The following is an 18667-nucleotide window of genomic DNA, read 5'->3' on the forward strand; positions in this document are numbered from 1 at the left end:
GGCTCGACCTGCATCGGTCCCCGCATCCGCCGAAGGCCGCCGACGCCGCACGAGGAGCTCCGATGACCGCTCGCACCGCACCCTCCACGACCCTCGTGCCCCGCACCCCGCCGCGCCGGCCGCGGCGCCCCGCGCGGCTGTCGGCGCTCGCCGCGGTGTGCGCCGTCGTCGCGGGGACCGCGATCGCCGTACCGGCCGTCGCCGTGGCCGGGGACCGCGGACCCGCACCCGGCTCGGGCCCCGGCGGCCGCTGGTCGTACTCCAACACCAACTACGTGCTCGCCGGGCTCGTCGTCCAGAAGGTCACCGGCCGCCCGCTCGGGGAGGCGATCACCGAGCGCATCATCCGGCCCCTGCACCTGACCGGCACCTACGTCCCCGCACGCGGGGAGCGGACCCTGCGCGGACCGCACGCGCTGGGCTACCACGCCGAGCCGGCCGGCAGCGCCCTCGTCGAGCACAGCGCGATCGACCCGTCGACGTCCTGGGGCGCCGGCGACCTGGTCACCACGCCCGGCGACCTCAACACCTTCTTCCGCGCGCTGCTGGGTGGGCGGCTCCTGCGCCCGGCCGAGCTCACGCAGATGACGACGACCGTCGCCATGGACCTGCCGGGCATCCCCACCACCATGCGCTACGGGCTGGGGCTGCAGTCCACCGAGCTCTCGTGCGGGCGCCTCGCCTGGGGCCACGGCGGGATCATCCCCGGCTACCAGACCGAGGGCGGCGTCACCGCCGGCGGCCGCGCCGTCACCATCGCGACGACGACCATGCACGGCGTCCTGCCCGCGGAGCACGCCGCCGCGGTCACCCAGGAGATCGCGGCCACCATCGACCGTCTCCTGTGCGCCTGACGGGGCGACGACGAAGGGCCCCACCCGGTGCAGCGCGCTGCGGGGTGGGGCCCTTCGACTGGCGGTAGCGGTGGGATTTGAACCCACGGTGGACTTTCACCCACACACGCTTTCGAGGCGTGCTCCTTAGGCCGCTCGGACACGCTACCTCGGTGCAGAAGGGTACCCGCTCGGGCCCGATGCTCCGAATCCGGTCCAGATCCACCTCCGGCCAGGGCCCGGGAGTCCCGCGCGGTGCCGACGTACCGTGGTCGGGTGACGCCCGAGACCCGCTCGACCCGCTACGCGGCGCCCGCCCAGCGCACCGACGAGGCGCGCCCGGCCGCGGGGACGTTCGCCGAGGTCGTCGCGCTGCTGCGCGGCAAGCGGCTCACGGTGCTGACGGGCGCGGGCGTCTCGACCGACTCCGGGATCCCGGACTACCGCGGCCCGGACTCCCCGCCGCGCACCCCGATGACGTTCCAGCAGTTCGTCGGCGACGAGGCGTTCCGTCGCCACTACTGGGCCCGCAACCACGTGGGCTGGCGGCACGTGCACCGCACCGAGCCGAACGCGGGGCACCGCGCTCTCGCGGCGATGGAGGCGCGGCGCGTGGTCGTCGGGGTCGTCACGCAGAACGTGGACCTGCTGCACGAGGACGCGGGCTCGCGCAACGTGATCGACCTGCACGGCCGCTACGACCGCGTGGTCTGCCTGTCCTGCGGGCACGTGGTGTCCCGCGCGCATCTCGCGCAGCGGCTCGAGGAGCTCAACCCCGGGTTCGTCGAGTCCGTGGGCGCGGTGGGCGACGTCGAGATCGCGCCCGACGCGGACGCGGTGATCGAGACGACGAGCGGGTTCGTCGTCGCGGACTGCGAGGTGTGCGGCGGGATGCTCAAGCCGGACATCGTGTACTTCGGCGAGACGGTGCCGCGGGAGCGGGTCGAGCGCGCGTACGCGATGGTCGACGCCGCCGACGCGCTGCTCGTCGCAGGGTCCTCGTTGACGGTGCAGTCGGGGCTGCGGTTCGTGCGGCACGCCGCGAAGGCGGGCAAGCCCGTCGTCGTCGTCAACCGGGGTGCGACCCGGGGTGACGGCCTGGCGACGATCACGCTGGACGCGGGCACGTCCGAGACGCTCACGGCGCTCAGCGACAGACTCCCCACGCCCAGGGCCGGCGACCCCGTCTAGCGTCGGGGCAGAGCCGGGGGGTCAGGGGTCGCGCTGGAGCTCGAAGAAGTGCCGCAGCAGCGCGCCGCACTCCTCGTCCCGCACGCCGCCGACCACCTCGACGCGGTGGTTGAGCCGGCGGTCGCGCACCACGTCCCACTGCGACCCGCACGCCCCGGCCTTCGGGTCCCACGCGCCCAGCACGAGCCGCGGGACGCGTGCGAGCACGATCGCGCCCGCGCACATCACGCACGGCTCGAGCGTCACGACGAGCGTGCAGTCGTCGAGGCGCCACCGGCCGAGCGTCGCGGCCGCCGCGCGCAGCGCCTGGACCTCGGCGTGGCCGGTCGGGTCGGCCTCCGCCTCCCGCACGTTGCGTCCGCGTCCGACGACCGCGCCGTGCGGGTCGACGACGACCGCACCCACCGGCACGTCGCCCGTCGCCACGGCACGCCGTGCCTCGTCGAGCGCGATCCCCATCGCCCACTCGTCCGCGACGTCCACCGGCCGTCCCCTGTCCACGCAGCCATGATGGCGCACCCGCCCGTCACAGGCGGGCGGGTCCCGGCACGGCGGCCCCTACCGGCTAGTAGCCTGACGGGCATGCGCCTGCACGTCGCCGACCACCCGCTCGTCGCCCACAAGCTCGCCGTCCTGCGCGACGTGAACACCAAGTCGCCGACGTTCCGGCTGCTCGTCGACGAGCTCGTCACGCTCCTCGCCTACGAGGCCACGCGCGACGTGCGCACCGAGCAGGTGGAGATCACCACCCCGGTCGCGACGACGCTGAGCACCAAGCTCGCCTCCCCGCGCCCCCTCGTCGTGCCGATCCTGCGTGCCGGCCTCGGGATGCTCGACGGGATGACGCGGCTGCTGCCCTCGGCCGAGGTCGGGTTCCTCGGGATGCAGCGCGACGAGGAGACGCTCGAGGCGATCACGTACGCCAACCGCCTGCCCGAGGACCTCTCGGGGCGGCAGTGCTTCCTGCTCGACCCGATGCTCGCGACGGGTGGCACGCTCGTCGCGGCGATCGACTACCTGCTGCAGCGCGGCGCGCGTGACGTGACCGCGGTCTGCCTCATCGCGGCACCCGAGGGCATCAAGGTCGTCGAGGACTTCGTCGGCGACCGTGCGGACGTGCAGGTCGTCGTGGCCGCCGTCGACGAGCGCCTCAACGAGAAGGCCTACATCGTCCCGGGCCTGGGCGACGCGGGCGACCGCCTGTACGGCGTCGTCTGAGCGAGCACCCCGCCGGCCCACCCGGGCACCCCCGACGACCACTCGGACGTGTGACCTGCGGGACCGCGTCCCCGGTCGCCGGACCGGACGTCGTTGCTTACCGTTGCCGCATGCGTGTGGTGGTGGCCGGGGGCCACGGGAAGGTCGCCCGGCACCTGACCCGGGCGCTGGCGGCGCGCGGTGACGTGCCGGTGGCGCTGATCCGCTCCCTCGACCAGGTGGAGGACGTCACCGGCGACGGCGCGGAGGCCGTGGTCCTCGACCTGGAGCGGTGCAACGTCGCCGACGTCACGGGCGCGGTCACCGGTGCGGACGCCGTGGTGTTCGCCGCGGGCGCGGGACCGTGCAGCGGTGCGCAGCGCAAGGACACGGTCGACCGCGCGGCGGCGGCACTCCTCGCGGACGCGGCGCAGGAGGCGGGCGTGCGCCGCTACGTGCTGGTGTCGTCGATGGGCGTCGACCAGCGCCCGCCCGAGGGCACCGACGACGTGTTCGCCGCGTACCTGGAGGCGAAGGCGGCGAGCGAGCAGGACCTGCGCGGCCGCGACCTGGACTGGACGATCCTGCGGCCGGGCCGTCTGACGGACGACGAGCCGACGGACCACGTGACGCTCGAGCGGGCGGTCGGCCGGGGCGACGTCCCCCGGGGGGACGTGGCGGCCGTGCTGGCCGCGCTGCTGCGGGCACCCGCGTCCGCGGGGCTCACGCTCGAGCTCGTGACGGGCGTCGTGCCGGTCGAGGCGGCCGTCGTCGCGGCCACCGAGCGCGCGGACTGACCGCTCAGCCGGCGCCCTCGGCGCGCAGCGTGATCGCGCCGACGAGGTACTGGTCGCCCGACGTGCTGGGCGTGAGCGAGGACACGTCGCACGGGAGCGTGGCCGGGGCGAAGCCCTTGGCGTCGATGCCGAGCGACGACGCGGTGCGCCAGCCGGCCGCGGTCGAGTCGAACGCGTTCTCGGCGCTGCCACGCGTCCCGTCGGCGCGCAACGGCGTGAGGTCGGTGGTCGCCGCGGTGCACAGGCCCCCCAGGCGCAGCCGGTCGCCGGTGAGGTTCCGGTCGCCCTCCCACCCGACGACGCCGATCCGCGCGGTCGACCCGGCGGGTGCGGCGAACCGGAACGCGGCAGGCTGCGCACCGGTGCCGACCCACAGCGACCCGTCGTAGACCGTCACGCGCGCGTCCCCGGGCGCGGAGTGCACGACGACGAGCGACCACCCGCCGTAGTACGTCGGGTCCTTGTCGGTGCGCGTAGTGCTCACCGCCATGTCGGCGAGCGACCACGTCCCACCGCCCTGGGCGCGCACGAGGTCGGTCACGTCGGCGAACGACGAGTAGTACTCGCGGTAGGTGCTGTCGGTGCGCCGGGAGGCCTCACCGGACACCGGCACGTACGCACCGCCGGGCCCCCGCAGGAGCACCTCGTCGAGGGGCGCGCTCCACCCGTCGCGGCTACCCCGCACGGCTGACCAGTAGAGCCCCGCGAACGCGATCTCGCTGCCCCGCGGCACGTCCACCTCGGTGCTCGACGACACGGGCACCTTGGTGCGCTGCCCGTCCGGCCGCGCCTCGTCGAGGGGAAGCATGTCCTGGGAGTTGTTGTCCTGGGCGCCGCGCAGCGCGGCCTGGCACGCCGGGACGTCCGGGTCGCACGAGAGCACCGCCGCACCGGCCTCGGTCACGTCCCAGCCACCGGTGGCGGTGGTGAAGCGCTGCGCCAGCCCGCCGGAGCGGCCCGGCACGGCGGCGTGCCCGGTCACGGGCACGTCGACGCCGGTGGCGGTCGCGGTGAGCGTGACCGTCCCGGCCGCCGAGTACGTCGAGCGCACCGGGAGCAGGACCTCGCCCGTCGCGCCCGCCGCGAGCACCGGCCAGGTGCACTCGGCGGTCCGCCCGGAGCGGTCCACGTGGCACGCGTCGGGCACCGGCAGCCCGGTCCGCTCCTGCACGACGAGGTTGCCGGGCAGCGCCGCGCGCACCACGACCTGCGCGGCGTCCGCCGCGGGGTCGTCGCCGTCGGCGACACGTACCCCGAACGCGAGCTGGCCGAGGTCGTCGTACTGCAGCACCACGTCCGCGGTACGCAGCTCGAGCCCGGGCGCACGCCCCTGGACCTCGACCGTCACGCTCGCGCCGTCGGCGTCGTCGGCCGCCGCCCCGACGACGAGAGCGCCGAGCGCTCCCACGGCGCCGGGCTCCGCGACGAACGGCAGCCCCGCGTTCACGCTCTCCCCCGGCGCGAGTCCGGGTCCGGTGCACCGCACGCGCGGCCCGTCGGCGAGGCAGGCCCAGCCGTCGGGCGCACCACCCGCCCATGCGAGCCCGGCGGGGGTCGTCAGGTCGAGCGTCACCGCGGCGGCCGGCAGGTCCCCGGTGTTCCGCACCGCGACGTCCGCGACGCTCGTGCGCCCGCCGGCGACGGTCAGTGCGTCCGGCCGGGCCGTCACGACGAGGGTCGCTGGCGCCTGCACCGTGACGGGCACCCCCGCGTGGCGCGCGGTGGTGGGCGCCGGGCTCAGCTGCACCTCGACGGGGGCCGCCGCGGCGTCCCGCGCCGTGCGCAGGCCGAGCGTGAGCGGCACCTGACCCCGCCCGGGCAGCTCGTCGCGCGTGCACACGACCGTGGCACCGGCCTCGCAGCGCCAGCCCTGGGCGGGTGGCGCACCGGCCCAGGTGACACCGTCCGGCAGCACGAGCTCGGCGCGCGCCTGCCCGGCGGCCGACCGGCCGGCGTTGCGCAGGTCGAACGTCACGTCCCGCACGCGGCCCGCGACGAGCGCGAGCGGCTCCTGCGAGGACGCGACCGCGAGCCGCGCCGGGCTCGGGGTGACGCGCACGGGCAGCGGCGCGGGGCGGTAGTCGATGTCGCTGCCGGTCACGACGAGCTCGACCTGCGCGTCGTCGGCGTCGAACGCCTCGTCGACCGCGACGCGCACGACGAGCCGCGCCGCCTCACCCGCGGGCAGCGAGGGCAGCTCGCAGCTCGCGTGCCGCGTCTGCGCGCCGTGGCACGTCCAGTCGGTCGCCTGCAGACGGTCGCGCAGCGCCGCGACCGTCGCGCTCCCGCCGGTCACCGCAGGTGAGGCCGTCCGGGCGGGCGCGACGCCCAGCACACCCTCGACGGAGACACCCTCGGGCAGCCCCAGCTCGGCGCGCAGGTCCGTCGCGGCCCGCCCACCCGCGTTGCGCAGCGTGATCGCGAGGTCCTGCGGGCCGACGCCCGCGGCGAGCACCAGCCCGCCGTCGGGCAGCGCGACGACCACGTCGGGCGCGCGCGGTGGCGGGGTCGGTTCGGTGGTCGGTCCGGCGGTCGGTCCGGCGGTCGGTTCCGGCGACGGCGCGCTCGTCGGCTCGGCGGTGGGTCCCGAGGTCGGCTCTGCGGTCGGCCCACCCGTCGGGTCGGGTGTCGGGCCGAGCGACGGCCCGGCCGTCGGCTCGTCGGCGGGGTCGGGCACGTCGGGGGCGCCCGGGGGGACCGCGGGGTCGGCCGAGGAGGTCGGTCCGGGCGAGGCCGGTCCGGTGGGTGTGCTCGTCGGGCTCGCGGAGGCGCCCGGGGACGTCGTCGGCGTGGGCGTGGTCAGCACCACGGGCGGGTCCGCCTCGATGACCTGCTGGTCGGCACCGAGCCCCAGCACCACCGCCGCCGCGACCGCGGCGACGGCCACGGCACCGGCGACCGTCGCGACGACGGCCGCAGGCACGCTCGCGAGGAACGCCGCGACCCCGCCGGCACCGGCCGCCGCGCCGCCACCGGACAGCGCTGCGACACCACCGCCCACCGCCCCGGCACCCGCACCGCCCTCGACCTCCGCAAGGTGACCGGACCCGGCCGCACCCGCGCCCGCGCCGGCCGCACCCGCGGCCCCGACGGCGGCCGCCCCGAGCGGCAGCGTGTGCGAGAGCGCACCGAGCCCCGCGAGGCCGAGCACGAGCGGCGCGACGACCGCGCGCAGACCGTGGTTGACGTCACCCAGCTCGAGCACGAGCGCGCGGCACTCGTCGCAGTCGTCGAGGTGCCGGGCCACCTTGGTGCTCTCACGCGTGCCCAGGCCACCGCGCACGTACGCGCCGAGCGACCCCGCCACGGCGCGGCACCCCTCGTCGAGCGGGTCGCGCAGGTGCTGCTGCAGGTACGCCTGGCGCAGCCCTTCGCGCGCGCGGTACGCGAGCGCGGCCACGCCGTTGGCGGTCAGCCCGAGCGCGGGTGCGATCTCGGCGGGCGGCAGCCCCTCGACCTCGGTGTGCCACAGCACGGCCTGCCACCGCTCGGGCAGGGAGTGGAACGCGCGCGCGACGACACCGCGTTCGAACCCCTCGAGCGCGGGCTCCTCCGCGGTGCCCGCGAGCGCCGTCCCGGCCTCGAGCGTGGCGAGGTCGTCGGTCGGCTGCACGCGCCGCGCACCCTCGCGCCGCACGCCCGCGGTCCGGCGGACCACCGTGAACAGGTAGGCGCGGAACGCCTCGTCGGGACCGTTGCCGTTGCGCAGCGTTGCGTAGACGGCGGTGAACGCGTCCGCGACGACGTCGTCGGCGTCCGCGGCGCTGTCGGTGTACTGCCGTGCGACGACGGCCGCGGCGGCCGAGTGCCGCTCGTAGAGCGCGGCGAAGCCCGACTCGTCGCCTGCGCGCACCGCGGAGATGAGCTCCGCGTCGCTGCGCACGACAGCCGCCAGCGCCTCCACCTCGACCTCGTCCCGGCTTGCTCGTGGCACGGTTGATCCGCGCGAAATCGGTACCAGGGTGACATATCGGCCGGACCCACAGGAAACAACCGGGTCACGGGCTTGCGGCAGCCTCCGGGTGAAAACACCCAGAAGTGCCGTCACACCTGCACCGAAGCCCTCTCTCATCCCGCGTGACGACCGAGACCGGACCTCTGCTGCCCGCCCAGCCGTCGCGACTGCTCGAGCGCTGGCGCCACGAGAGCGTCGCGTCCGTCTGGCGCCGCCCCTCCGACTGGTACCACCCCGCCGCCGACGACCTCGCGGTCGCGCTGCTCCTCGACGACGACCCCGTGCCCGCCGCCGCCCGCCTGGGTGGCGCCCGCGGCGAGTGCGGGGTGGGGATCGCCGAGACCATCGACGACCTCGCGTGCCTGTACCGCGCGACGTCGCGGTCGCAGCCGCCGCTGGACGTCCTGCGGGCACTGTGCACGGGCTGGGCGGACGCGCAGGCCGGCGGCGTGACGCTGCCCCTCGGCCTCGACGCGGGCTCGGGGCTGCCCTCGGCGGACTACCTGCGTCTGCGGCTCATGGAGTGCTACCCCGACGACGTGCCCACGGGCCGGCTGCTCGTCGTCGACGTCGCGGCGGGCGTGCCCGACGCGCTCAGCCGCCTCGCCCGGTCCGCGGCCGTGGGCGCGGCGCTGCGGGAGGTGTTCGGTGCGGCGCGGGCGATGGCGAGCATCGGCGGCGGCGCGTTCGTCGTGCTGGTCGGTGACGACGAGGACACGGACGAGGCCGTGGCGCGGCTGCGGCGGCGCGTGGACGAGCGTGTCCTCGCACTCGGTGTCGAGCGCGTGACGCGGCACCCGCTGCGGTGCTGGGTCGAGCCTCTGCCGCCGACGCACGAGTGCGCGGTGCGGCGCCTCACCCAGCTGGCACGTCCCTGACCGCGGCGTGCGCCGGCGCCCCTGCTTCGACGCACGCCGCTTCACCCCTTCGGGCGACTCCAGCCCGCCGGTCCGGACGATCGGTCCATGAGCGGTCCTTTCGTCCCGCTGTCTCGTGATGTGCCCGGTGTGTCGCACATCGGGCGGGTCTCGAGGGGTGCAAACCCGCTCCGCGGGGTTACTTTCGAGGTATGACCCCGTCCGGACTCGCCGCCCCGCACGACCCCGCACCTCAGGGCTCGGAGCGCTCCGACGACCCTCCGGCACCCGCCGGCGCCCCCACGGCGCTCCACGGTTCGCTCCCGCAACCGCATGGTCTGCACGTCGGCCCCCGTCCGCCGGTGCGGACCCCGGGCCCGGTCCCGCCCGCCGACGTCCTGACGCTCGACGACCCCGGACCGGTGCTCGCGTCCGGGTCGAGCGCCGACGTGTACGCGCTCGACGAGGACTACGTGGTGCGCCGCTACCGCTGCGGCCGGGACGCGACGCACGAGGCCCGGTTCCTGCAGCACGTGTCCGCGCGGGGATTCCCGGCACCGGCGGTGTACGTCGCGCAGGGCCCGAACCTGCTCATGGAGCGGCTGCACGGCCCGACCCTCCTGCAGGCCCTCGCGGCGGGCGAGGTGTCCATCGCGGACGGCGCGCGGCTCGTCGTCGAACTGCACGAGCGGCTGCACGCGATCCCCGCACCGCAGGACGTCCCGCACGACGAGACGCAGTGGCCGCACGTGCCCGCCGGGCCGGTCGTCGCGCACCTCGACCTGCACCCCGGCAACATCGTGCTGACGGAGACGCACGGGCCCTGCGTGGTCGACTGGGCGAACGCGCGCGCCGCGACCGCGGAGCTCGACGTCGCGCTCTCGGCCCTGATGGTCGCCGAGGTCGCCGTGGACGCCGGGGGTGACTACTCCCTGGCCGCGCGCGCGTTCCTCGCGGCGTTCCTCGCCGCGAGCCGGGTCTCGCCCGTCCCCGCGCTCGACCAGGCCGCCGCCGCCCGGCGCAGCGACCCCGGCCTGCTCACCGGCGAGAAGGAGCTGGTCGGCGGCGCCGTCGAGCTGGTGCAGGAGATGGTGCGCGTCGCGTCCTGAGGGACGCCCGTCAGCGCGGGGCGAACGTCAGGCAGTCGGCGACGTCCTGACCGCTGCCCACCCGGATCGAGTCCGCGGTGCACTCCAGATGATCGTTGTGCGAGCAGTCCTGGCGCTGGCATGCGCCGACGTGGCTGAGCACCTTGTCCAGACCGCCCTTGACCGTGAGCGGGATGAACGTCGCGCACTGGGCGTCGCCGCCGGTGCCGCCGACCGTGATGGCGGCCGCGTGGCAGTGCGAGTGGTCGTTGTACGAGCAGCCGGCCACCGAGCACTCGGCGATGGCGGGCAGCTCCATGAGGTCGGTCATCTCGCGCCTCCGAAGGTGGGCCGTTGCGAACCTGCGAGCTCCGGAGCCGCAGGGGCTCCTTCGTCGACGGTAGACCCGCCCGGGCCCGCGCGCCAGCACGCCAGCCGGATCAACACCGCAGGTCAGACCCGCTTTTTGCGCACAGGCGTGTTGCGGAAATGGCGCTCGGGACGACGAGTGCGAGGTCAGCGCGCCGCGGGCCGTCCGGGCGCGTCGACGGGCGGGCGCCACATCGCGGTGGGCCGCGCGGCGTGCACGCCGCGGATCTCGCCCCGGGACTCGAACCCGTGCCGGACGTAGAGCGCACGGTTGCGCGGCGTCGACGACTCCAGGTACGCCCCGTGCGCGTGGTCGTCCACGTGCCGCAGCCGGTGCGCCAGCAACCGCGAGCCCACGCCCGTGCCGCGCTGCGCGGCCCGCACGCCGATCTCGCCGAGGTACCAGTGCGGCTCCGCGGGCCGGTGCCGGACGAACGCGTTCCACCCGCGCAGCGCGAGCGGGACCCGCAGCGGACCGAGCGCCTGCAGGAAGCCGGGCGCCTCGCGCAGCAGGCGACGGGCGGTCGCGCCACGCGCGTCGGGACGCTCCCAGACCGCGGCGCCGACGATCAGGCCCGTCTCGTCGCGTGCGACGTCGACCTCGATCCCGTCGGGGTCCTGCGCGCGCAGGAGTGCCGCGTACAGCGCGGTCGCGCGCTCGCAGCGGCCGTCGGCGGTGCCGATCATGCCGACGACGACCGGGTCGTCGGCGAACGCCTCGCCGAGCACGCCTGCCACGGCCGCGAGCTCGGCGCGCGAGGCAGCCCCGACGTCGAACATCCCCTGCTCCCCCCTCCTGGACGACTGTCCAATCTTTCCTTCCGGTGGTTCGTCCGCCCTGGGCCCTCGGTCCCTGTCTGCCCCGCCTCCTCACGTTCACCCCCTCCCCGACGACCCCGCGATCGCTCCGGCTCTCACCCGCCAGACCCAGACCAACGACGGTCTCGTCGGCCGGCACGACGACCCCGCGGTTCCTCCGGCTATCAGCCAGCGAACCCGGAGCGACGACGGTCTCGGTGGGCGGGCGCTCGACGAGACTGCGGTTGCTCCGGGTATCGGGGCTGGGAGCCGGAGGAATCGCGGGGTCGGGTGGTGGGGGTCGGGTGGTGGGGGTCGGGGGGTGGGGGTCGGGGGGCGGGGGCCAGGGGGGAGGGGGGAGGGAGACGTAGGGTGGGACGTCGTGGCTACCTTCTCCGGCGTGACGCGCCAGCACGTCCTCCAGGCGATCGCGGAGTACGACTCCCGCGGTCGTGACGGCTTCCTCGGGGTCTACGGCTACGCGCCGACGCCGGGCTACGCGATCGTGCACGAGGGCTCGAGCTACGACCTGCCGGCGGTCCTGGGGGTCGCGCACCGCTTCGCCACCGGGCGCCTCGCACCGTCCGACGAGGTCGTGGGCAGCATCGGGTCCGCGGCGGCGATCCTGCGCAAGCGTGGGTTCGAGGTCACGGAGCCGGGCGGCTCGTCGGCGGCCGGGGCACGCTCGTCGTCGCGCACCACGACGCGTGCGCCCCGCGCACCACGCACGACGACCCCGCGGGCCACCCCCACGCGCCGCACCGCGGCCCCCGAGCCCGTCGCGGCCATCTGCCCGACGTGCTCGATGACGCTGCCCGCGACGGGCGTGTGCGACTACTGCGCCTGACCCGCACGGGCGGTGGCGTGCCCGACGTGACACGCCGGAGTGTCCCGCCGGACTGGATAGGCCGGACTTGGCGGGCCGGACCTGACGGGCCGGGCACGACGAGGGAGAGCATCCGTGCGGTGCTCTCCCTCTTCAACGTATAGAGCACAGGGGGTCTTGCGGCAAGGCCCCCGTCGAGGCGGATGATCGGCGCTCGTCGCGCCCGCCGAGCCGTCCCCGGGCGCCGTGAACCCCCGGGAGCCGAGCGTGCCCACCCTTCCCCTGACCGTCTTCGACGTCCCCCACGCCGCCAAGTCCGAGCCGCGCCTGATCGCCGACGACGACGCGCACCTGGCGCGCGTCGCGGCGCGGCTCGAGCAGCAGGTCGCCGAGCTCACCGACCGCCTGGCGGAGGCCCGGCGCGCGCCGGGTGGGTCGGGCACCGCGGCGCTGGAGCGTGACCAGGAGGTGCACCGGCTCTCGGCGCGGCTGCGGACCCTGCGCCGGTACGGGCTGGACCTGTGCCTCGGGCGCACGCTGGCCGCGGACGGGCAGGCGGTGTACGTGGGCGGGGTGGGGCTGACGGACGCCGACGACACGCGCCTGCTCGTGGACTGGCGGTCCCCCACGGCGGAGCCGTTCTTCGCGGCGACGCCCGCGCGGCCGATGGGGGCGGTCGCGCGGCGCCGGTACCGGTGGACGCGCGGGCGGGTCACGGACTACTGGGACGAGGTCCTGGTGCCGGACGCGGTGCCGGCGGGCAGGGTCGCGCCGGACGACGACTCGGCGCTGCTCGCGTCGCTCGGAGCGAGCCGGTCCGCGCGGATGCGGGACGTGCTGACGACGATCCAGGCGGACCAGGACGCGATCGTCCGCGCGGGGTCGGCGGGCCCGCTCGTCGTCGACGGCGGTCCGGGCACGGGCAAGACGGTCGTGGCGCTGCACCGCGCGGCGTACCTGCTGTACGCGGACCCGCGGCTGGGGCACCGGCGCGGCGGGCTGCTGTTCGTCGGGCCGCACGAGCCGTACCTCGACTACGTGTCGGACGTGCTGCCGAGCCTGGGTGAGGACGGGGTGCGCACGTGCACGCTGCGGGACCTGGTGCCCGAGGGCGCGGCGGCCGTCCCCGAGGCCGACCCGCGGGTCGCGCGGCTCAAGGGTTCGCGCGCGCTCGTCGAGGCCGTCGAGCCGGCGGTGCGGTTCTCGGAGCGCCCGCCGACGACGAGCCTGCTCGTCGAGACCCCGTGGGCGGACGTGCCCGTGACGCCCGCGGACTGGGCGGGCGCGTTCGCGGCGCCCGAGGACGGCACACCGCACAACGAGGCGCGCGACGACGTGCTCGCCGAGCTCGTGGAGATCCTCGCGGCCAAGGTGGACGACGTGCCCGTGGACCGGGTGCGTGCGTCGCTCGCGGCGGACGCGGACCTGCTGCACGCGCTGAACCGCGCGTGGCCGCTGATCGAGCCGACGGACCTCGTCGCGGACCTGTGGTCGGCGCCGGCGTACCTGCGGTTGTGCGCGCCGTCGCTGACGCCCGACGAGGTGGCGCTGCTGCAGCGCACGGACCCGACCGCGTGGACGGTCGCGGACCTGCCGCTGCTCGACGCGGCCCGGGCCCGGCTCGGCGACGCGACGGCGTCCCGCCGGCGCCGGGCGTCGGCGGCGCGGGAGGCCGCGGACCGGGCGACGATGGCCGAGGTGGTGGACCACCTCGTCGCGAGCGACGACTCCGAGCTGCAGGTCATGACGATGCTGCGCGTCGACGACCTGCGCGACGCGCTCGTGGATCGTGCGCCGCTGCCGCAGGCGCCGGTGGACGCGTTCGCGGGGCCGTTCGCGCACGTCGTCGTCGACGAGGCGCAGGAGCTGACCGACGCCGAGTGGCTGATGCTCGCGCGACGGTGCCCGTCGCGGTCGATGACGGTGGTCGGGGACCGGGCGCAGGCGTGGCGGGGGTTCGCCGAGCCGTGGCAGGAGCGGCTGGAGCGCGTGGGGCTGGGCGGGGCGAGGCTCGCGACGCTGGGCGTCAACTACCGCACGCCCGCGGAGGTCATGGCGGCCGCGGAGCCGGTGATCCGCGCGGTGCTGCCCGACGCGAACGTCCCGACGTCGATCCGCAGCACGCGCCGGCCGGTGGAGCACGGGTCGGTCGACGAGCTGACGGCGGTCCTGACGGGCTGGCTGAGGCGGCACGAGGGGGTGGCGTGCGTGATCGGGGCGCCGGCGCCCGCACTGCCGGGCACGCTGCGCGGCGTGCTCGCCGACCGGGTCCGCGCGCTCACGCCGCGGACCGCCAAGGGGCTGGAATTCGACCTCGTCGTGCTGGTCGACCCGGGCGCGTGGGGCGACGGGGACGACGAGGTCGCGGCCGCGGTCGACCGCTACGTCGCGATGACCCGCGCGACGCACACGCTCGTCGTCCTGACACCCGCGAGCGCGCCGGCGGGTGGGTGGAGCCGGTGAGCGCTAACGTCCGCCTCATGTCCCCCAGGAAGGACGCCGCGCGCAACCACGCGCGGCTCGTCGAGGCCGCCGCGACCGTGTTCCGCCGGGACGGGGTCGACGCGCCGCTCGACACGGTCGCCGTCCAGGCGGGCGTCGGGCGCGCCACGCTGTACCGGCACTTCCCCGACCGTGGTTCGCTGCTTGCGGCGGTGCTGCACGACCGGATCGCCACCCTGGAGCGCTACGAGGCCGAGCGCGGCGGGCCGGACCTGCTCGTCGTGGAGATGTGCTGGTACATGGCGGACATGCACGGGCTGATGACGGCGATCGAGGCGTCGGTGATCGACGACGTGCACCTCGCGGAGGTCACCGAGCGGTCGAACGCGCTGCTCTCGCGCGCGCTGGCCCAGGCGGTCGCGACCGGGGTGGTGCGCGAGGGCACGACGCTCGAGGACGTCCTCCTGGTCGCGGTCATGGCCGGCGCGCTGATGACGAACCCGCTGACGACCGAGGACGACGTGTCGCGCGCACTGGCGATCTGCTTCAACGGTCTGCGCCGGGGTGCGCAGACGCACGAGCTGCCCGCTCCGGAGCTGCGCGCGGAGTGACCGCTTGACGAGTTCGGCTAATGCCCGTAGCTTTAGGGCTAACGACATTAGCCAAGGAGACGTCATGACCCACCAGCTCAGCGTCGACGGCGGGACCCTCGCCTACGACGTCGCCGGCACCGGGCCGCTCGTCGTGCTCGCGCACGGCATGGGCGACTCGCGCGCCGCCTACCGGTTCGTCGCGCCCCGCCTCGTCGCGGCGGGCTACCGCGTCGCGAGCCTCGACCTGCGCGGCTGCGGCGAGTCCAGCGCCGACTGGCCCGACTACTCCCGCACCGCCGTGGCCGGCGACCTGCTGGCCCTCGTGCGCCACCTGGGTGGCCCCGCGGTCCTCGTCGGGCACTCGCTCGCGGGCGGCGCCGTGACGATCGCCGCCGCGCAGGCGCCCGACCTCGTCGCGGGCGTCGTCGAGCTCGCGCCGTTCACGCGCCGCCAGACGACGAGCCTGCGCGACCTGCGCGTCGCCCGGTACCGCCGCGGCATGACGCGCCTGGCCCTGACCGCCGCGCTCGGCTCGGTCACGTGGTGGCACCGGTACCTCGACCTGGCCTACCCCACCAGGCCCGCCGACTGGGCCGAGCAGCTGCGCGGCAACGCCGACGAGCTGCGCCGCCCGGGCCGGATGCGCGCGTTGCGGCGCATGGGCTCGTCCAGCCCGGCCGACGCGGGCGAGCACCTGGGCCGCCTGACCCGCCCCGCGCTCGTCGTCGCCGGGACGCTCGACCCCGACTGGGCGGACCCGCGCGCCGAGGCGGAGGCCGTCGTCGCGGCCATGCCCGACGGGATCGGCCAGGTCGCGGTCATCGAGGGCGCCGGGCACTACCCGCACACTCAGCTGCCCGACGAGACGCTCGCGCTGCTGCTGCCGTTCCTCGCCAGCACGCTCGCGGGACAGCCGCGTGCCTAGGGCGGGGCTCGACCCGGACGTCGTCGTCGCGGCCGCCGCGGACCTGGCCGACGAGGTCGGCCTGCCGGACGTCACCATGAGCCTGCTCGCGCAGCGCCTGGGCGTGCGCGCACCGTCGCTCTACAAGCACGTCGAGGGGCAGGCCGACCTCCAGCGCCGCATCGCGACACTCGCCTTGACGGAGCTCGGCGCGGCCCTGCGGGACGCCCTGCAGGGCCGTTCGGGACGCGACGCGCTCGCCGCCGCCGCGCACACGCTGCGCCGGTACGCCGCCGCGCACCCCGGCAGGTACGCGGCGACGGTCCGGGTGGACGCCGACGAGACGGAGGCGCCGCTGGTGGCCGCGGGCGACCGCGTGCTCGAGTCGCTCGCGGCCGCCGTCGCGGCCTACCCGGTGGACCCGGCCGACACCGTGCACGTGCTGCGCATGGTCCGCAGCCTGTTCCACGGCTTCGCCGTCATCGAGGTCGCCGGCGGGTTCCAGCTCGACACCGACCGGGACGCGAGCGTCGAGTGGTTCGTCGACTTCGTCGACCGGGGGCTCAGCGGGCGCTGAACGCCGCGTCGAACGCCGCCGCGGGCGCGTCGAACGCGTTGCGCCGCACGAACTCCAGCGCCTCCGGCGCGCCGACGAGGCGGTCCATCCCGGCGTCCTCCCACTCCACCGAGATGGGCCCGTCGTAGCCGATCGAGTTGAGCGCGCGGAACGCCGCCTCCCACGGCACGTCCCCGCGACCCGTCGACACGAAGTCCCACCCGCGGCGCAGGTCCGCCCACGGCAGGTGCGAGCCGAGGCGGCCGTTGCGGCCGTTGCCGAGCCGGAGCTTCACGTCCTTGCAGTCGACGTGGTAGATCCGGTCGCGGTGCTCGAGGATGAAGTCCACCGGGTCGAGGTCCTGCCACATGAAGTGGCTCGGGTCCCAGTTGAGCCCGAACGCCTCGCGGTGGCCGATCGCCTCGAGCGTGCGCTGCGTCGTCCAGTAGTCGTACGCGATCTCCGAGGGGTGGACCTCGTGCGCGAACCGCACGCCCACCTCGTCGTACACGTCGAGGATCGGGTTCCACCGGTCCGCGAAGTCCTGGTAGCCCGCGTCCACCATCTCGGCCGAGGCCGGCGGGAACATCGCGACGTACTTCCAGATCGACGAGCCCGTGAACCCGACGACCGTCTTCACACCCAGCTTCGCGGCCAGGCGCGCGGTGTGCTTCATCTCCTCCGCGGCCCGCTGCCGCACGCCCTCGGGGTCGCCGTCGCCCCACACCACGTCGGGCAGGATGTCGCGGTGCCGCTGGTCGATCGGGTCGTCGCACACGGCCTGGCCCTTGAGATGGTTGGAGATCGCCCACACCTTGAGGCCGTAGCGCTCCAGAATCGCGAGGCGGTCGGCGACGTAGTCGTCGTCGTCCCAGCGCCACGGGTCCAGGTGGTCGCCCCAGCACGCGATCTCGAGGCCGTCGTAGCCCCAGCCGGACGCGAGCCGCGCCACCTCCTCGAACGGCAGGTCGGCCCACTGGCCGGTGAACAGGGTGACGGGGCGGGTCATCGCACATCCTCCTGAGACGTCGGGACGGGGGTCCAGCGGGACTCGTCGGCGGCGGACCGCTCGACGGCGTCCAGGACGAGCTGCACCTGCAGCCCGTCGGCGAACGTGGGCCGCGGGTGCTCGCCCGCGACGATGCCGCGCACCAGGTCCACGGCCTGGTGCGTGAACGCGTGCTCGTAGCCCAGGCCGTGGCCCGCAGGCCACCACGCCGCGACGTACGCGTGCTCGGGCTCGGTCACGACGATGCGGCGGAACCCGGCCGTCGCGGCGGGCTCGGTCGCGTCGAAGAAGTGCAGGACGTTCATGTCCTCGAAGTCGAACGCGAGCGACCCGGTCGAGCCGTTGACCTCCAGTCGGATCGCGTTCTTGCGGCCGTACGCGAAGCGCGTCGCCTCGAACGTCGCCAGGCCACCGCCCGACAGCCGGCCGAGGAACGCCGCGGCGTCGTCCACGGTCACGGGTCCGGTCGCGCCGCTCCCCGACGACGCTCCGGACAGGCCCGTGAACTCGTCGGCCACCGGACGCTCGTGCACGAACGTCTCGAGGACCGCGCTCACGCCCGTCACCGACTCGCCCGTGATGAACTGCGCGAGGTCGACCACGTGCGCGCCGATGTCCCCGAGCGCACCCGACCCGGCCTTCTGCCGGTCGAGCCGCCAGGACAACGGCACCTGCGGGTCCGCGATCCAGTCCTGCAGGTACTGCGCACGCACGTGCCGCACCTGCCCGATCCGCCCGTCGACGACGAGCTGCCGCGCGAGCTGGATCGCCGGCACGCGGCGGTACGTGAAGCCGACCATCGCCACCAGGTCGGGACGCGCCGCGGCGGCGGCCGCCATGACCCGCGCGTCCTCGACGGTGTTGGCGAGCGGCTTCTCGCACAGGACGTGCTTGCCGGCCTCCAGCGCCGCCACGGCGATCTGGGGGTGCGTGTCGCCCGGCGTGCAGACGTCCACCAGGTCGACGTCGTCGTGCCCGACGAGCGCGCGCCAGTCGGTCACCGCCGCACGCCACCCCAGCCGCTCGGCCGCCGCGCGCACCTTCGTCTCGTCACGCCCCGCGACCACCGCCATGTCGACCTCCGCCGGCAGGTCGAAGAAGCGCGGTGCGGTCCGCCACGCGTGCGAGTGGGCGGCCCCCATGAAGGCGTAGCCCACCATCCCCACGCCCAGGCGCGGTCGTCGCATCTCGGTCACGTCCCCTCCTCGGGACCCGGGTGGGGCGACCGTCGGGCCGCCCCACCCGGTGTGGT

17 protein-coding genes and 1 tRNA gene are annotated in these 18667 nt (G+C 75.6%); 11 read left to right on the forward strand and 7 right to left on the reverse strand.

All coding sequences use genetic code 11. The annotated features are described in order from the left end of the window. Positions 1–62: 62 nt before the first annotated feature. Positions 63–854, forward strand: a complete 792-nt coding sequence (locus CBP52_RS11855) for a serine hydrolase (RefSeq protein WP_094181118.1) — start codon at positions 63–65, stop codon at positions 852–854. Positions 855–913: 59 nt separating this feature from the next. On the opposite strand, the gene CBP52_RS11860 is transcribed toward CBP52_RS11855, so the two are convergent. After that, positions 914–1003: transfer RNA gene (locus CBP52_RS11860), tRNA-Ser, on the reverse strand. Between the two features lie 202 nt (positions 1004–1205). On the opposite strand from CBP52_RS11860, the gene CBP52_RS11865 reads away from it, so the two are divergent. Further along, positions 1206–2024 carry an NAD-dependent protein deacetylase gene (locus CBP52_RS11865; protein ID WP_208405397.1) on the forward strand — a complete coding sequence of 273 codons (819 nt, stop codon included), beginning with the start codon at positions 1206–1208 and terminating at the stop codon, positions 2022–2024. 21 nt (positions 2025–2045) lie between these two features. Here the strand turns inward: CBP52_RS11865 and tadA are convergent, their stop codons facing one another. Further along, on the reverse strand, positions 2046–2525 hold the full coding sequence (gene tadA / locus CBP52_RS11870; RefSeq protein WP_280525823.1) for a tRNA adenosine(34) deaminase TadA: 480 nt from the start codon (positions 2523–2525) through the stop codon (positions 2046–2048). Positions 2526–2606: 81 nt separating this feature from the next. Between tadA and upp the strand changes: the two genes are divergently transcribed. Next, positions 2607–3242, forward strand: coding sequence for a uracil phosphoribosyltransferase (gene upp, locus CBP52_RS11875; protein ID WP_094181120.1), 636 nt, complete (start codon positions 2607–2609; stop codon positions 3240–3242). 110 nt (positions 3243–3352) lie between these two features. Then, entirely contained in the window at positions 3353–4018 is a 666-nt protein-coding gene (locus CBP52_RS11880) for an NAD(P)-binding oxidoreductase (RefSeq protein WP_094181121.1), read from the forward strand. A 4-nt stretch (positions 4019–4022) separates the two neighbouring features. On the opposite strand, the gene CBP52_RS11885 is transcribed toward CBP52_RS11880, so the two are convergent. Further along, entirely contained in the window at positions 4023–7952 is a 3930-nt protein-coding gene (locus CBP52_RS11885) for a sigma-70 family RNA polymerase sigma factor (protein WP_198303441.1), read from the reverse strand. Between the two features lie 143 nt (positions 7953–8095). On the opposite strand from CBP52_RS11885, the gene CBP52_RS11890 reads away from it, so the two are divergent. After that, positions 8096–8851 (forward strand): hypothetical protein, encoded by a 756-nt coding sequence (locus tag CBP52_RS11890; protein WP_094181123.1) that lies wholly within the window; start codon positions 8096–8098, stop codon positions 8849–8851. 341 nt (positions 8852–9192) lie between these two features. Beyond that, positions 9193–9939: an aminoglycoside phosphotransferase family protein gene (locus tag CBP52_RS11895; RefSeq protein ID WP_232514467.1), complete on the forward strand. Its 747-nt coding sequence runs from the start codon at positions 9193–9195 to the stop codon at positions 9937–9939. Positions 9940–9949: 10 nt separating this feature from the next. On the opposite strand, the gene CBP52_RS11900 is transcribed toward CBP52_RS11895, so the two are convergent. Further along, positions 9950–10249, reverse strand: coding sequence for a DUF1540 domain-containing protein (locus CBP52_RS11900; RefSeq protein WP_094181125.1), 300 nt, complete (start codon positions 10247–10249; stop codon positions 9950–9952). A gap of 185 nt (positions 10250–10434) precedes the next feature. Then, positions 10435–11067 carry an N-acetyltransferase gene (locus CBP52_RS11905; protein ID WP_094181126.1) on the reverse strand — a complete coding sequence of 211 codons (633 nt, stop codon included), beginning with the start codon at positions 11065–11067 and terminating at the stop codon, positions 10435–10437. A gap of 400 nt (positions 11068–11467) precedes the next feature. On the opposite strand from CBP52_RS11905, the gene CBP52_RS11910 reads away from it, so the two are divergent. From CBP52_RS11910 to CBP52_RS11930, 5 genes are all read left to right on the forward strand, one after another. After that, positions 11468–11932, forward strand: a complete 465-nt coding sequence (locus tag CBP52_RS11910; protein ID WP_094181127.1) for a hypothetical protein — start codon at positions 11468–11470, stop codon at positions 11930–11932. A 246-nt stretch (positions 11933–12178) separates the two neighbouring features. Further along, positions 12179–14374 (forward strand): RNA polymerase recycling motor ATPase HelR, encoded by a 2196-nt coding sequence (gene helR / locus CBP52_RS11915; protein WP_094182349.1) that lies wholly within the window; start codon positions 12179–12181, stop codon positions 14372–14374. A gap of 17 nt (positions 14375–14391) precedes the next feature. Further along, positions 14392–14964, forward strand: coding sequence for a TetR/AcrR family transcriptional regulator (locus CBP52_RS11920; protein WP_094181128.1), 573 nt, complete (start codon positions 14392–14394; stop codon positions 14962–14964). Between the two features lie 64 nt (positions 14965–15028). Next, the gene (locus tag CBP52_RS11925) at positions 15029–15871 is read left to right on the forward strand and encodes an alpha/beta fold hydrolase (protein ID WP_094181129.1); all 843 of its coding nucleotides are present in this window, start codon (positions 15029–15031) and stop codon (positions 15869–15871) included. After that, positions 15864–16427 carry a TetR-like C-terminal domain-containing protein gene (locus CBP52_RS11930; RefSeq protein WP_094181130.1) on the forward strand — a complete coding sequence of 188 codons (564 nt, stop codon included), beginning with the start codon at positions 15864–15866 and terminating at the stop codon, positions 16425–16427. Before CBP52_RS11925 ends, CBP52_RS11930 begins: the two co-directional genes overlap by 8 nt. Here the strand turns inward: CBP52_RS11930 and CBP52_RS11935 are convergent. Both CBP52_RS11935 and CBP52_RS11940 read right to left on the reverse strand, forming a co-directional pair. Then, entirely contained in the window at positions 16414–17415 is a 1002-nt protein-coding gene (locus CBP52_RS11935; RefSeq protein ID WP_094181131.1) for a sugar phosphate isomerase/epimerase, read from the reverse strand. The two genes, CBP52_RS11930 and CBP52_RS11935, sit on opposite strands and share 14 nt — an antisense overlap. Beyond that, positions 17412–18602, reverse strand: a complete 1191-nt coding sequence (locus tag CBP52_RS11940) for a Gfo/Idh/MocA family protein (protein WP_094182350.1) — start codon at positions 18600–18602, stop codon at positions 17412–17414. Before CBP52_RS11940 ends, CBP52_RS11935 begins: the two co-directional genes overlap by 4 nt. Positions 18603–18667 lie beyond the last annotated feature (65 nt).

The organism is Cellulomonas sp. PSBB021, from assembly GCF_002240455.1.
Classification (GTDB): Bacteria; Actinomycetota; Actinomycetes; order Actinomycetales; family Cellulomonadaceae; genus Cellulomonas; species Cellulomonas uda.

What these genes read in the sequence shown, in the direction of transcription:
- CBP52_RS11880 (WP_094181121.1), top strand. Translation starts at nt 3,353, where the DNA reads ATGCGTGTGGTGGTGGCCGGGGGCCACGGGAAGGTCGCCCGGCACCTG.
- CBP52_RS11900 (WP_094181125.1), bottom strand. Translation starts at nt 10,249, where the DNA reads ATGACCGACCTCATGGAGCTGCCCGCCATCGCCGAGTGCTCGGTGGCC.
- CBP52_RS11855 (WP_094181118.1), top strand. Translation starts at nt 63, where the DNA reads ATGACCGCTCGCACCGCACCCTCCACGACCCTCGTGCCCCGCACCCCG.
- CBP52_RS11940 (WP_094182350.1), bottom strand. Translation starts at nt 18,602, where the DNA reads ATGCGACGACCGCGCCTGGGCGTGGGGATGGTGGGCTACGCCTTCATG.
- CBP52_RS11925 (WP_094181129.1), top strand. Translation starts at nt 15,029, where the DNA reads ATGACCCACCAGCTCAGCGTCGACGGCGGGACCCTCGCCTACGACGTC.
- CBP52_RS11920 (WP_094181128.1), top strand. Translation starts at nt 14,392, where the DNA reads ATGTCCCCCAGGAAGGACGCCGCGCGCAACCACGCGCGGCTCGTCGAG.
- CBP52_RS11905 (WP_094181126.1), bottom strand. Translation starts at nt 11,067, where the DNA reads ATGTTCGACGTCGGGGCTGCCTCGCGCGCCGAGCTCGCGGCCGTGGCA.
- upp (WP_094181120.1), top strand. Translation starts at nt 2,607, where the DNA reads ATGCGCCTGCACGTCGCCGACCACCCGCTCGTCGCCCACAAGCTCGCC.
- CBP52_RS11935 (WP_094181131.1), bottom strand. Translation starts at nt 17,415, where the DNA reads ATGACCCGCCCCGTCACCCTGTTCACCGGCCAGTGGGCCGACCTGCCG.